This is a genomic window from Amycolatopsis sp. NPDC058986, from assembly GCF_042741125.1.
Classification (GTDB): Bacteria; Actinomycetota; Actinomycetes; order Mycobacteriales; family Pseudonocardiaceae; genus Amycolatopsis.
Genome location: NZ_JBHYJW010000027.1, coordinates 23892 through 37278, shown reverse-complemented (window position 1 = coordinate 37278; position 13387 = coordinate 23892). Strand labels below are relative to the sequence as shown.

General features: G+C 68.0%; 14 protein-coding genes and 1 pseudogene. 7 read left to right on the top strand and 8 right to left on the bottom strand.

What is annotated here, in order from left to right; all coding sequences use genetic code 11:
* Positions 1-46: 46 nt before the first annotated feature.
* Complete coding sequence (locus tag ACFW0G_RS23520; protein ID WP_378327514.1) at positions 47-352, top strand: SH3 domain-containing protein; 306 nt, start codon at positions 47-49, stop codon at positions 350-352.
* A gap of 3 nt (positions 353-355) precedes the next feature.
* On the opposite strand, the pseudogene ACFW0G_RS23515 reads toward ACFW0G_RS23520, so the two are convergent.
* Positions 356-1099: pseudogene (locus ACFW0G_RS23515) on the bottom strand (MBL fold metallo-hydrolase).
* 63 nt (positions 1100-1162) lie between these two features.
* Between ACFW0G_RS23515 and ACFW0G_RS23510 the strand changes: the two are divergent.
* Entirely contained in the window at positions 1163-1981 is an 819-nt protein-coding gene (locus ACFW0G_RS23510; RefSeq protein ID WP_378327513.1) for an exodeoxyribonuclease III, read from the top strand.
* Positions 1982-2263: 282 nt separating this feature from the next.
* Complete coding sequence (locus ACFW0G_RS23505; RefSeq protein ID WP_378327512.1) at positions 2264-2665, top strand: hypothetical protein; 402 nt, start codon at positions 2264-2266, stop codon at positions 2663-2665.
* 44 nt (positions 2666-2709) lie between these two features.
* Here the strand turns inward: ACFW0G_RS23505 and ACFW0G_RS23500 are convergent, their stop codons facing one another.
* Entirely contained in the window at positions 2710-3453 is a 744-nt protein-coding gene (locus ACFW0G_RS23500) for a S1 family peptidase (RefSeq protein ID WP_378327511.1), read from the bottom strand.
* Between the two features lie 164 nt (positions 3454-3617).
* Between ACFW0G_RS23500 and trpS the strand changes: the two genes are divergently transcribed.
* Both trpS and ACFW0G_RS23490 read left to right on the top strand, forming a co-directional pair.
* Positions 3618-4646, top strand: coding sequence for a tryptophan--tRNA ligase (gene trpS / locus ACFW0G_RS23495; RefSeq protein WP_378327510.1), 1029 nt, complete (start codon positions 3618-3620; stop codon positions 4644-4646).
* A gap of 44 nt (positions 4647-4690) precedes the next feature.
* Positions 4691-5713: a YhjD/YihY/BrkB family envelope integrity protein gene (locus tag ACFW0G_RS23490; protein ID WP_378327509.1), complete on the top strand. Its 1023-nt coding sequence runs from the start codon at positions 4691-4693 to the stop codon at positions 5711-5713.
* Here ACFW0G_RS23490 and ACFW0G_RS23485 read toward each other — a convergent pair.
* Positions 5710-6975 carry a D-alanyl-D-alanine carboxypeptidase family protein gene (locus ACFW0G_RS23485; protein WP_378327508.1) on the bottom strand — a complete coding sequence of 422 codons (1266 nt, stop codon included), beginning with the start codon at positions 6973-6975 and terminating at the stop codon, positions 5710-5712. The genes ACFW0G_RS23490 and ACFW0G_RS23485 overlap by 4 nt on opposite strands.
* Before the next feature lie 43 nt (positions 6976-7018).
* Between ACFW0G_RS23485 and ACFW0G_RS23480 the strand changes: the two genes are divergently transcribed.
* Positions 7019-7264: an SCO4848 family membrane protein gene (locus tag ACFW0G_RS23480; protein ID WP_378327507.1), complete on the top strand. Its 246-nt coding sequence runs from the start codon at positions 7019-7021 to the stop codon at positions 7262-7264.
* A gap of 91 nt (positions 7265-7355) precedes the next feature.
* Positions 7356-8762: a S8 family serine peptidase gene (locus ACFW0G_RS23475; RefSeq protein WP_378327506.1), complete on the top strand. Its 1407-nt coding sequence runs from the start codon at positions 7356-7358 to the stop codon at positions 8760-8762.
* 75 nt (positions 8763-8837) lie between these two features.
* On the opposite strand, the gene ACFW0G_RS23470 is transcribed toward ACFW0G_RS23475, so the two are convergent.
* The 5 genes from ACFW0G_RS23470 to sdhC form a co-directional block, all read right to left on the bottom strand.
* Positions 8838-9806: a hypothetical protein gene (locus ACFW0G_RS23470; RefSeq protein WP_378327505.1), complete on the bottom strand. Its 969-nt coding sequence runs from the start codon at positions 9804-9806 to the stop codon at positions 8838-8840.
* A gap of 163 nt (positions 9807-9969) precedes the next feature.
* On the bottom strand, positions 9970-10740 hold the full coding sequence (locus ACFW0G_RS23465; RefSeq protein ID WP_378327504.1) for a succinate dehydrogenase iron-sulfur subunit: 771 nt from the start codon (positions 10738-10740) through the stop codon (positions 9970-9972).
* Positions 10740-12494 carry a succinate dehydrogenase flavoprotein subunit gene (gene sdhA, locus ACFW0G_RS23460; RefSeq protein WP_378327503.1) on the bottom strand — a complete coding sequence of 585 codons (1755 nt, stop codon included), beginning with the start codon at positions 12492-12494 and terminating at the stop codon, positions 10740-10742. Before sdhA ends, ACFW0G_RS23465 begins: the two co-directional genes overlap by 1 nt.
* A gap of 32 nt (positions 12495-12526) precedes the next feature.
* Complete coding sequence (locus ACFW0G_RS23455; RefSeq protein WP_378327502.1) at positions 12527-12940, bottom strand: succinate dehydrogenase hydrophobic membrane anchor subunit; 414 nt, start codon at positions 12938-12940, stop codon at positions 12527-12529.
* Between the two features lies 1 nt (position 12941).
* Positions 12942-13385, bottom strand: a complete 444-nt coding sequence (sdhC, locus tag ACFW0G_RS23450) for a succinate dehydrogenase, cytochrome b556 subunit (protein WP_378327501.1) — start codon at positions 13383-13385, stop codon at positions 12942-12944.
* Between the last annotated feature and the right edge of the window lie 2 nt (positions 13386-13387).

Here is a 13387-nt window from a genome sequence, read left to right as displayed (position 1 = left end):
GTTTGCCTACCCTGGTCGTGGCTGGTTCCCGTACTGAGGAGCTGACGTGATCCTGGGCCTGGCGAAGAAGACGTGGATCATCATCGGCGTGGTCGCCGCGGTGATCATCATCTACGCGCTGAACAAGCAGTCCGCCGACGCGACTTCGGCGACCGGGTGCAAGGTCGGTGTCACCGCGGACGTCCTCAACGTCCGCGAAGCTCCCGACGGCAACGCGAAGATCGTGGGCAAGTACGTCAAGGACGCGAAGGTCGACGTGCTCCCCGGCGCGCAGAACGGGTTCCGCAAGATCTCGGACACCAAGTGGGTTTCCGCCGAGTTCACCAAGCCCGAAGAGGGCGCGAAGTGCTGACGGTCAGAGCCTGACGACCAGACCCTCGCCGGCGATGAGTACTTCGCCGTCGTATTCGGCTTTCGCCTGCTCCAGCGACAACGCGCGATCGGAGCCCGGCCAGAAATGCGTCAGCAACAGCCTGCGCGACCCGGCCGCCGCCGCGTGGCGCCCCGCCTCGGCCGCGGTCATCACGCGCCGCGGACCGTCCACCGGCGCGCTCTGCAGCGTCGCGTCACAGATCAGCAGGTCGGCGTCGCGCGCCAGTTCGGTGACGAGCGGCGACGGCCCGCTGTCGCCCGTGTAGGCCACGGTGAGGCCGGGCGCGCTCAGCCGGATCCCGTGGTTCGGCACGTGATGCGGCAACAAGGACGACGTCAGCCGGAACGGGCCCAGGTCGCGGGGCGCGCCGAGTTCGTGTACCGCGAAGATCGAGGCCGGATGCGGGCGCGGCTCCAGTGCTTCCAACCGGCGCAGCGTGCCGGGAGTGCAGTGGAGCGGCAGCCGGTTTTCGTCCTGCTCGCCCTGGACCGTGTAGTGCCACGCGCGGCCGAGCGCGCTGACGTCGGCACAGTGGTCGGGGTGTTCGTGGGTCACCACGACGGCGTCGACGTCGGCGGCGGCACAGTGCGTGAACAGGCGGCTCGCGGCGCCGTAGCCGAGGTCGAGAACGACGCGGAAACCGTTGCAGGACAAGAGGAACCCCGCGCACGCGCGGCCGGGCGCCGGTCACGCGCCGCAGCTGCCCAGCACAGTCAGCTCGCTCATGGCGCCGCAGTCTTCCAGAGTCCGCCGCGGGCCCGCGCGGAATTGTCGGGCCCGCGAGGTAGCGTGCCCGGCGTGCTCATCGTCTCCACCGTGAACGTCAACGGCCTGCGGGCCGCCGTGAAAAAGGGCTTCGTCGAGTGGCTCGCCGCGACGAAGGCCGATGTCGTCGCGTGCCAGGAGGTGCGTGCCGAGCGGGATCAGCTGCCCGCGTCGGTCGTCGAGCCCGAAGGCTGGCACGCCGTGCACGCGCCGTCGGAAGTCAAGGGCCGCAACGGTGTCGCGGTGTACAGCCGCGTCGAGCCCGAGGAGGTGCGGGTCGGCTTCGGCGAGCCCGAGTTCGAGAACAGCGGCCGCTACCTCGAGGCGCATCTGCCGAAGGTCGTGGTGGCGAGCCTGTATCTGCCCAGCGGGGACGTCGGCACCGAGCGGCAGGCGGAGAAGGAACGCTTCATGGCGGCGTTCCTGCCCTATCTCGCGGAGTTGCGCGCCAAGGCGGAGGCGTCGGGGCGGGAAGTGGTCGTGGTGGGGGACTGGAACATCGCCTACGACACCGTGGACCTGAAGAACTGGCGCGGAAACCGGAAGAACTCCGGTTTCCTCCCGGAGGAGCGGGCCTGGCTCGGGCAGGTGTACGAGCAGGCGGGCTACGTCGACGTGCAGCGTGTGCTGGACCCCGAAGGGCCCGGCCCGTACACGTGGTGGTCCTACCGCGGGCAGGCCTTCGACAACGACTCGGGCTGGCGCATCGACTGCCAGCTCGCCACCCCCGGGCTGGCCGGGAAGGTCGTCTCGGTGGAGGTCGAGCGGGCGGCGTCCTATGACCAGCGCTGGTCCGATCACGCTCCGGTGACCGCGGCCTACGACATCGAGTTCCCCGGCTGATCGGGCGGCTTTTCGTGTGGACGGCACTGGGGGTGGCGGCGAGGGCGCGCGAACCCTTTCGTGGTCACGGTCCGTGCTGGGCGTGAGTTCGCTACCACTGTGAGTAGCGCAGAGTGGGGGTGGGCGTCGTAGCTCCCCGTGTGGGCGCTAGTCTCTGGCCCCGAGTTGATCAGGACCAGCAGGTCTTGACACGCTCGGTAGTTTTTTGACCAGTAGCACGTCGGGTCTCACTCGTACGGGTGAGGGCTCGCTCAGAACCGTTACTACGTGGGAGGCACCCCGGTGCGCAACCCAGGTCATCCCCTGACGCGATCCGTCCTGCGCGGGACACGGGTCACGGCCATGCTCGTCGCCGTGCCGGCGGCGCTGCTCCTGGCCGGGGGCGGCGCGGCACTGGCCGACGTCCCCGACTCGCGGGTCGAGACCAGCGCGGTGTCGTTCGGGCTGCTGGGCCCGGTCGGGATGGTGGCCGTCGCGCTGGGCATCGTCGGGATGGCCCTCGGGGTCCTGCGTCAGCGTCGCAAGACCCGCGCCGCCGCGGCGGCGGCCGCGCGGGCGGAGAACGCCGCCGACGTCACGGCCATGGCCGAGGCCGTCCTCGCCGAGGCGGACCTGGCCGAGGCCGAGCTGGCTCAGGCGGACAAGCCGACCCGGCCCGCTCTCACGCCCTACCGCCAGCCCTGAGCCGAGCGCGCTCAGCGGGCTGAACGCGCTCGGCGGGGGAGCGCTTACCGGGTGTTCGAGGCGATCCAGCTGGCGAAGTACGGGACGTCCACGTAGATGGACGGACCGGTCGCGCAGGTGGGGTTGTTGTTGCCGGCCCGGCTCGTGGCGCCGATCAGCTGCCACACGCCGTTGACCTTCTTGACCTGCGGGCCGCCCGAGTCGCCGTAACAGGCGCCCTTGTTCCCGCCGGGGTTGTTCGTACAGATCTCACTGGCTCCGTTGATCCCGGAACAGCGGCTGTCCGACACGATCGACGTGTCCAGCTGCTGCAGGTTCACCGGTGCGCCGCAGCCGCCCCGGCTCGGGCAGGTCTGGCCCCAGCCGATGATGCGGGTGGCCGTGCCGTCCGGACCGGACGACGCCGCGATCGCGATCGGGGCCTGGCTGACCGACGTCGCGAGCTTCAGCAGCGCGATGTCCGCGCTCGGGTGGGCGATCCGCGAGGACACCCTGGCCACCGCGCCACCGCTCGTCCGGTTGGTGGTGCCGACGCGGACCTGGGCGGGCTGCCCGCAGTGCTTCGCGGTGACGACCCAGTTCGCCTTGATCAGGGAGCCGCCGCAGGAGTGACCGCCGCTGCTCGACTGCAGCGACGCCATGAACGAGTAGACCTCGGTGGCGTTGGTGCCACCCACGATGTTCGGCTGCACACCCGTGGGTTCCGTCGATGCCGCGGCCACGCCGGGCAGGGACAGGGCTGCCGCGACGGCCACGGCCATGCCCGCGAGCAGAGATCGTGCCTTCATCGGGTTCTCCTTCGTGTCGACCGGTAGTCCGGTGATCACGAAGGGTAGAAACGCCAGGTACGTGCGCAGAACCGTCGGAAGTATGGGGTATTTCACGGATTCGTCCGAATGGTCGCACCGGACCTCGCGGTTCGCGGTACCGGAGCGCCTGGAAGAATCCTGGCGTGTCCGAAGAACAGACCGCGCCCGCCGCTCGTCCCCGCGTCCTCTCCGGGATCCAGCCGACCGCCGACTCGTTCCACCTCGGCAACTACCTCGGCGCGCTGCGTCAGTGGGTGCGGATGCAGGACACGCACGAGACCTTCTACATGGTCGTCGACCTGCACGCGATCACCGTCGAACAGGATCCGAAGGTGCTGCGGCAGCGCACCCGGATCGCGGCCGCGCAGCTGCTCGCGATCGGCATCGACCCGCGGCGCAGCGCGTTGTTCGTGCAGAGCCAGGTGCCCGAGCACGCCCAGCTCTCCTGGGTGATGGAGTGCCAGACCGGGTTCGGCGAGGCCAGCCGGATGACGCAGTTCAAGGACAAGTCCGCCAAGCAGGGCGCCGACCGTGCCAGTGTCGGGCTGTTCACCTATCCGGTGCTGCAGGCCGCGGACATCCTGCTGTACCAGGCCGACGCGGTGCCGGTCGGCGAGGACCAGCGCCAGCACCTCGAGCTGACGCGCAACCTCGCGCAGCGCTTCAACAACCGGCTGGGCAAGACGTTCACCGTGCCGGAGCCGTACATCCTCTCCGAGACCGCGAAGATCTACGACCTGCAGGACCCGACGGCCAAGATGAGCAAGTCCGCGGCGACGACGAACGGGCTCATCGAGCTGCTGGAGGATCCGAAGCGCTCTGCCAAGAAGATCCGTTCCGCGGTCACCGACACCGGCCGCGAGATCGTCTTCGACACCGAGAACAAGGCCGGGGTTTCGAACCTGCTCACGATCTACTCGGCCTTGACCGAGCGCAAGATCGCCGAGCTGGAAACGGCGTACGAGGGCAAGGGATACGGCGACCTGAAGAAGGACCTCGCCGAGGTGCTCGTCGAGTGGGTCACCCCGCTGCAGGCCGCGGTCAAGTCCTATGTGGACGATGTCGCGGAGCTGGACAGGATCCTCGCCGCCGGTGCCGAGCGCGCCCGTTCGGTGGCGTCGGAAACGCTCGCGCGGGTGTACGAGCGGATCGGCTTCCTTCCCCCGGCCTGAGTGCTCGCATTGCGGGCGGCACCGGGGGTGGTTAGCGTTTCCCGGTGGCGAACGCACGCGAAACCAGCCCCGGTAAGGAAAAACTGATCCCCCGGCTGCGGCGGAAATATCCCTGGCTCGATCACCTGTTCCGTGCGAACGACGCGTTCGGGGAACGGTACGGAAACCACTACGCGGCGGCGATCACGTATTTCAGCGTGCTCGCGGTGTTCCCGCTGCTGCTGGTCGCCTTCGCCGTCGTCGGCAAGGTGGTGAACCACGATCCGGTGATCATCGGGCAGATCAAGGACGGCATCAAGAAGTCCGTGCCCGAGGGGTTGCAGGACCTGGTCATGGGGATCGTCAAGGGCGCGCTGGATTCCGGTGGCGGGATCGGGATCTTCGGGCTGTTGCTCGCGCTGTATTCCGGGATCGGCTGGATGTCGAACCTGCGGGACGCGCTCACCGCGCAGTGGGGGCTGGAGAAGAAGTCGCTGCCGCTCGTCTCCACCACACTCAAGGATCTGCTGGCCTTGATCGGACTCGGCCTGGCGCTCGTCGTGTCGTTCGCGTTGACAGCCGCCGGTAGTGGGGTGGGGCGTCTTCTCCTGCGTCTGGTGGGGCTGGAGCACGAAGGCTGGGCGGTGTTCCTGCTGACAGCCGCGACCATCGTGCTCGGCATCGCGGCCAACACGCTGGTGTTCCTGTGGGTGATCGCCCGGCTTCCCCGGGAACACGCGACCTTCCGCAGCGCGGTCAAGGGCGCGATCTTCGCCGCCGTCGGATTCGTGATCCTGCAACAGGTCGCGACGATCTACCTGAACTCCGTGCTGAAATCGCCCGCGGCGGCGCTGCTCGGCCCGGTGATCGGCCTGCTCGTGTTCGCGAACCTCGTCTCGCGGTTCCTGTTGTTCGTCACCGCGTGGACCGCGACGGCGCGGGAGAACCAGCGCAAGGTCGTCCAGCCGCCCCCGCCGGTGGTGCTGGAACAGCGTGTCGTCGTCGAGCCGGGCCCGGGGCTGGGCGCGGTCGCCGGGGCGTTCGGCGTCGGCGCGATCCTCGGCTGGCTGGGGCGCCGCCGCTCCTAGCGGTCCTGCTCGGCCTGAGCTTTCTTGCGCTGATAGCCGACGGCGAAGCCACCGGCGATGATCAGGAACACCAGCACGGTGATGACCCAGCCGGTGGTGCCGAAGGCGTCCTCCGCCGCGGCGCCACCGCCGGCGGCGGCGTTGGCGACATTGGTGCCGCCCGCCTTACCCGACTTCTCCTCCGTCGTGGCCGCCGCCGGGGCCTGATAGTCGATCTTCCCGACCGGATCGGCCTTGACCTTTTCCAGCGCGAAGCCGTAGTCCAGCAGCTTGCTCGCCTGGCTGACGACGGGAGTCGGCTGCTGTTCGGCACGCACCAGCACGATGGCGACCCGCTTGCCGTCGCGCTGGGCGGCGCCGACGTAGGTGTGCCGCGCGTCGTCGGTGAAGCCCGTTTTGCCGCCGAGGAATCCGGGATAAACACCGAGCAGCTTGTTGTCGTTGAGGATCGGAATGGCCGGTTTGCCGTTCGAACCGGGCAGTTCGTACTGCTTGGTGGCAACGGCTTTCGCGAACTCCGGCTGCTTCATCGCGTAGTGGAAGATCAGGCTCAGGTCGTAGGCCGAGGTCGACATGCCGGGGCCGTCGAGCCCGGACGGCGTCGCCGCGCGGGTGTCCGTCGCGCCGATGCGGGCGGCGAGCCCGTTCATTTTGGCGAGCGTCGCGTCGACGCCGCCGAGCGCGGTGGCGAGTGCGTGCGCGACGTCGTTGCCCGAGTGCATCAGCAGCCCGTGCAGCAGCTGGTCCACTGTGTACTGTTCGCCCGCTTCGATGCCGACACAAGTGCATTCCTGCTCGGCGTCCTCCTTGGTCACTGTGATCGGCTGCTCGGGTTTCAGCTCGGTGACGGCGACGAGTGCCAGCAGCGTTTTGATCAGGGAGGCGGGGCGTTCGCGCACGTGCGGGTCCTTCGCGGCGAGCACGTTGCCGGTGTCGAGGTCCTGCAGGACCCACGACGCGGCGGTGACCCCGTCCGGCGGATTCAGCACGTCCGCCGGGACCACCGTCCCGCATTCACCCATCCGGGCGCCGCCGACCGGCTGCGCCGGGACCGGCAGCGGCGCGGGCGAGGCCTGGCCGGGCGCCGGTTTCTCGGAGGTGTCCACCGGCGCGGGCGGGGCCGCGTTCTTGGCGCAGGCCTCGGCGGGTTTCGGGACCGCGGGCCGTGGCGCGGCGGACGCGGCGGCCGGTATCGCGAGGGCGATGGTGGCGGCGAGCGTCGTGGCGAGGACCTTGAGCGACCGGCGTGATGCGCTGTGCACCCACGCAGGCTAGCGCCGACGGGCCGGTTGCATACTCAGGGGCATGCGCATTTCGCGAGGTACCTCGGTTTTCCTGCTCGCTTTCGGGGTGTGGTCCTGGATCATCTGGATCACCTTCGCCAAGAACCTGTGGGAGAGCGACCGGGCGTGGGCGGCGGACGGATCGCCCACCGGGTACTTCGTCGTGCACGCGGTGCTGACGGTCGTGTCGTTCCTGCTGGGCACCGTCATCGGCGTGCTCGGCTGGCGGGGTGTCCGCGCGCACGCGCGGGAACGGTCCGGCGCCTGAGGCATTCGCACTATGCGGTGACCGTCCTTTGGTCGGTGGCGGGCAGGCGCGGTGGACCCTAACGTTCACGCCACTGACTTGTGGAGGTGGAATGTCCCGTTTACGACGATGGTTCGTCCCCGCGCTGGGTCTCGCGGTGACCGCCGGGGTGCTGGCGGCGCCCGCCGCGTCGGCCGCGCCCGCACCTTCGTGTGACACGTCGAGCGCGCCGTACACGTATGTCGTGCTGTACAAGCCTGGGCAGCCTGTGGGACAGGTCGACTCGGAGCTCAAGGCGAAGTGCGGCGCGAAGGTCGCGTATTACCCCGAGATCGGCGTCGCGGTGGCGAGCTCGCGCAACGCGGACTTCGCGCAGCGGATAGGCGTGAACCGGGCCTACTCCGGCGGAAAGGACGTCGCGGGTGCCGCGGCGTCGCGCGCGTCGGTCGGCGCGGTGGGCAGGCTGGAGGAGACCACCAGCACGCCCGCGGGTGAAGGCGATCTTTCCGCGGAACAGTGGGACATGCGGGCGATCAAGGCGCCCGAAGCGAACAAGGTCAACCCGGGCAGCCGGTCGGTGACCGTCGGCGTGCTGGACTCGGGCATCGACGCGAAACACCCGGCGCTCGCCGCGGCGGTGGACCCGAAGGCGTCCGCGGGCTGTGTCACGGGCGCGGCGGACCCGGCCCCGGCGTCGTGGGCGCCGACCAACTCCGACCACGGGACGCACGTGGCGGGGACCATCGCGGGCAAGGACACCGCGCGCGGGTTCACCGGCATCGCGCCCGGCGTCCGGCTGGCTTCGGTGAAGGTGGTCAGCGACGGCGGGTACATCTTCCCGGAGTCGGCGGTGTGCGGGTTCATGTGGGCCGCGCAGCACAAGTTCGCGGTGACGAACAACAGCTACTACATCGACCCCGGCATGTTCTACTGCGCGAAGGAGCCCGGCGACGCGGCGGCGTTCGAAGCGGTGCGGCGCGCGGTGTCGTTCGCGACCGGGCACGGGGTGCTTTCGGTGGCGGCCGCGGGCAACGCGGGCTTCGACATCCCGAAGCAGACCACCGACCCGAACCGGCCGCACAAGGTCGACGGCTCGTGCGCGATCCTGCCGGGCGGCCTCGACGGCGTCGTGACCGTGTCTTCGGTGGGCTACGCCGGGACGAAGGCGTCGTACAGCAACTTCGGCAGGCACGCGGTCGAGGTGACCGCTCCCGGCGGTGACGGCGCCCAGCTGCCGCCACCCGGCCAGGGTGCCGGCTGCCCGCTCTCGACCACCGTGTTCGGCGGTCCCTACGGCACCAAGTGCGGCACGTCGATGGCGTCCCCGCACGTGGCCGGTGTCGCGGCCCTGCTGGCCTCTACGCATCAGGGTGCGCCGCCTGCCGTGCTGACCCGGTTCCTGGAGGCGGGCTCGGACGCCGTCCCCTGTGGCTCCGACGCCCCGACCTGCTCGGGCCCGGACCGTGACAACTCCTACTACGGCCACGGCCGCGTCAACGCCCTCCACGCCGTCAAGTAGTTCCTGTCCGTTTCCAAGGTCCGTGAATGCCACATTGAGGGATTCTGAATCCCTCAATGTGGCATTCACGGACAACTAGGCGGCCTTGCGGGTAGCCACGACGGCCGGGCGTGGGCGGGCGGCAGCGGCCCGGTATGCGGCTTTGAGTTCGGCGAGCACGGCTGCGGGGTCGCTCTGCAAGCGAGATGGCAATGTTTGCACGACAGTGATGCCAGCGGCCGCATAGCGAGTATTGCGTTTCAGTGTTCGTGCGTATCCGTGGTGGTAGAAGTGGAAGTCGACCGAGTCGATTTCCCAGGCCATGGCGATGTCGTCCCACCATGCGTCCGGGCAACCGATGTAGTTGCCAAGGGAGTCGTAAACGTCGGCGTTCCAGTGGCTGGGCGGTACGGGTAGCTGTCGTGCGAGCGTTTTCGCCCTGGCCTCGGCGACCGATCGAAGATCTGCCCATTCGGCTAGCAGCCGACGGGGGATGGCGGTTCCTCTGGTGGTGCCTTCGTCTAGTTCCCTGCTAATGGCTTGAGGCGAACAGCGTCCCCGTTGTATCGCTTCGATCAGGAGAAGGCCGATCGGCTCAACCGCCCGGATTCGGCGGACGGCATCGGTCACAGCTCGTACTGGTGGTGCCAGAGGGATGGCCTCTCGGATCCAGGGTTCCGGCCGCCGCCAGGTTCGTTCGATGATGACGAACTCTGAGCTCAGAATCTTGTGCGTGTGTGGGACGAGCACATGCAAGCTGCCGCCGTTGTGCAGGTCGGGCACGCGAAGGCCGTACCGGAGGCACGCTTCCAGTCCCGTGATCATGCCGTGAGGTCCCGCGTAGAGTAGCGCCGCGATTGCTCGCTCTCGCTGGGTGGGCTGGCTGCTGTGGAGCAAGATGATGCCTGGCAGCAGTCGCTGCCATGGGCCACCGGGCAGGCATCTGTTGTAGATGACCTTGCTGCTCATGTCGAGCGATTCCAAGCTCGTGGCTTTGATGACGCCTTCCCGGCTCCGCTCCTTGAGCAGTTCGGGATGCTCAGCCCATCTCCCCCGCTTCTTCATACAGCCATGCTGTGCCGTCGGCGGAATCGCCGCCAGCCCTTTGTACAAGCTGTGGATAACTCGCCCTTTTGTCGAGCCCTGTGGATAACTGCGAAGGTCCGTGAATGCCACATTGAGGGACTCAGAGTCCCTCAATGTGGCATTCACGGACCTTGGAGCATGGTTAGACGCGTTTGAAGAGGAGGGCGCGTTTGACCTCTTGGATGGCCTTCGTGACCTGGATGCCCCGAGGACAGGCGTCGGTGCAGTTGAACGTGGTCCGGCAGCGCCAGACGCCCTCGGAGTCGTTGAGGATGTCGAGACGCTCTTCGGCGGCTTCGTCACGCGAGTCGAAGATGAAGCGGTGCGCGTTGACGATCGCGGCGGGGCCGAAGTACGAGCCGTCGTTCCAGTACACCGGGCACGAGGACGTGCAGCAGGCGCACAGGATGCACTTGGTCGTGTCGTCGAACCGGTCGCGGTCGGCCTGCGACTGGATCCGCTCGCGCGAGGGCTCGTTGCCGTACGAGATCAGGTACGGCTTGATCGAGCGGTACGCCTCGAAGAACGGGTCCATGTCGACGTAGAGGTCCTTCAACGTCGTCAGGCCCTTGATCGGCGCGATCGTGATCACGGTCGGCTTGCCGTTCTTTTCCAGCAGGTCCTTCATCAGCACCTTGCAGGCCAGCCGGTTGATCCCGTTGATCTGCATGGCGTCCGACCCGCACACGCCGTGCGCGCACGAGCGGCGGAAGGAGAACGTGCCGTCGATGTAGTCCTTGACGTAGAACAGCAGGTTCAGCAGCCGGTCGGTGCGCTGCGCCGGGACGTCGTAGGACTCCCAGTGCGGCTCCTCGTCGACCTCCGGGTTGAACCGCAGGATCTTCAGCGTGACCGTGATCGGGGTGTGCTCGTCCGAAGAGGACGGAGCTTCCTCGGTGGTAGCCGCAGTCATCAGTACTTCCGCTCCATCGGTTCGTAGCGGGTGAAGGTCACCGGCTTGTAGTCGAGCCGGATGTCGGACGACAGACCAGAACCCTGCTTGTAGGCCATGGTGTGCCGCATGAAGTTCGTGTCGTCGCGGTTCGGGTAGTCCTCGCGCGCGTGGCCGCCGCGGGATTCCTTACGCGCCAGGGCACCGACGACGAGGACCTCGGCCAGCTCCAGCAGGAAGCCCAGCTCGACGGCCTCGAGCAGGTCGGTGTTGTACCGCTTGCCCTTGTCCGCCACGGTGATCCGGCCGTACCGCTCCTTCAGCGCCTGGATGTCGGTCAGCGCCTGCTTGAGCGTGTCCTCGGTGCGGTACACCGAAGCGTGCGAGTCCATCGTCTGCTGCATTTCCTTGCGGATGTCGGCGACGCGCTCGTCACCGTGCTCGGAAAGCAGCTGCGAGAGCTGCTCCTCCACCAAGGAAGCCGGGGTCTCCGGCAGCTCGACGTGCTCGTGCGCCAGCGCGTACTCCGCGGCGGCGATGCCGGCGCGGCGGCCGAACACGTTGATGTCCAGCAGCGAGTTCGTGCCCAGGCGGTTCGAGCCGTGCACGGACACGCACGCGACCTCGCCCGCGGCGTACAGGCCGGGGATGACATTTTCGTTGTCCCGCAACGCTTCGCCGTGGACGTTGGTCGGGATGCCGCCCATGACGTAGTGGCACGTCGGGAACACCGGCACCGGCTCCTTCACCGGGTCGACGCCCAGGTAGGTCCGGGAGAACTCGGTGATGTCGGGAAGCTTGGTCTCCAGCACCTCGACCGGCAGGTGCGTGACGTCGAGGACGACGTAGTCCTTGTTCGGGCCACAACCGCGGCCCTGCAGCACTTCCTGCACCATCGAGCGCGCCACGATGTCGCGCGGCGCGAGGTCCTTGATGGTCGGGGCGTAGCGCTCCATGAAGCGCTCGCCCGAGGCGTTGCGCAGGATCCCGCCCTCGCCGCGGACGGCTTCGGAAATGAGAATCCCGAGGCCGGCGAGGCCGGTCGGGTGGAACTGGAAGAACTCCATGTCCTCCAGCGGCAAGCCCTTGCGGAAGATGATGCCGAGGCCGTCACCGGTGAGGGTGTGCGCGTTCGACGTCGTCTTGAAGATCTTGCCCGCGCCGCCGGTGGCGAACACGACCGACTTCGCCTGGAAGACGTGCAGCTCGCCGGTGGCCAGCTCATAGGCGACGACGCCGGAGGCGACCGGGTGGCCGTTCTCGTCCTCGCTCGTCACCAGGTCGAGAACGTAGAACTCGTTGAAGAACTCGGTCCCGTGCTTGACGCAGTTCTGGTACAGCGTCTGCAGGATCATGTGCCCGGTGCGGTCCGCGGCGTAGCAGGCGCGGCGCACCGCGGCCTTGCCGTGGTCACGGGTGTGCCCGCCGAACCGGCGCTGGTCGATCTTGCCCTCGGGCGTGCGGTTGAACGGCAGGCCCATCTTCTCCAGGTCGAGCACCGCGTCGATGGCCTCCTTGGCCATGATCTCCGCGGCGTCCTGGTCGACGAGGTAGTCGCCGCCCTTGACCGTGTCGAAGGTGTGCCACTCCCAGTTGTCCTCTTCGACGTTCGCCAGCGCGGCACACATGCCGCCCTGCGCCGCGCCGGTGTGCGAACGCGTGGGGTAGAGCTTGGTGAGTACCGCGGTGCGGGCGCGCTGGCCGGATTCGATGGCCGCGCGCATCCCGGCGCCACCGGCGCCGACGATCACCACGTCGTACTTGTGGAACTGCATCAGGTTCTCCGCTTACGTGCGTGTGGTGGACGTCAGTTGGCGGGCATGTTCGGGTCGAACGTGAAGATCACCATCGTGCCGACAGCGAGGATCAGCGCCATCGAGACGTAGAGGACGATCTTCAGCCAGAACCGCGTGGTGTCCTTGCGGGCGTAGTCGTCGATGATCGTGCGGAGCCCGTTGCCACCGTGGATCTGGGCGAGCCACAGCATCGCCAGGTCCCAGAACTGCCAGAACGGCGACGCCCAGCGGCCGGCCACGAAGCCCCAGTTGATCCGGTGCACACCGCCGTCGAGGATGTTCATGATCAGCAGGTGGCCGAGCACCAGGATGATCAGGGCCAGGCCTGAGATCCGCATGAACAGCCAGCTGTACAGCTCGAAGTTGCTGCGCCGGGCGGCCGGGCGCCGCGGCGCGCGCGGGCGGTCGAGAACGAGGTCGGCCATGTCAGTTACCCCCGAACAGCGTTTCGACGGTGCGCTTCATCATGAAGAACGCCCCGGGAACCATCACCACGACCCACACGATCCCGATGACCCACAGCATCGCCTTCTGCAGCTTCGGGCCCTTCGACCAGAAGTCGACCAGCATGACCCGCAGGCCGTTCAGCGCGTGGAAGAGCACCGCGCCGACCAGGCCGACCTCCATGAGGTTCACCAGCGGCGTCTTGTAGGTCTCGATCACCTGGTCGTAGGTGTTCGGCGACACGCGCACCAGCGCGGTGTCGAGCACGTGCACGAACAGGAAGAAGAATGTGAGCACGCCGGTGATGCGGTGCAGCACCCAGGACCACATGCCGGGGTCGCCCCGGTAGAAGGTCCCCTTCCGGCGTGAGGCACCCGCCCGATCGCTCGCCCCTGCCTCAGTGGCAGTGCTCGCCGTGGTGGACATCG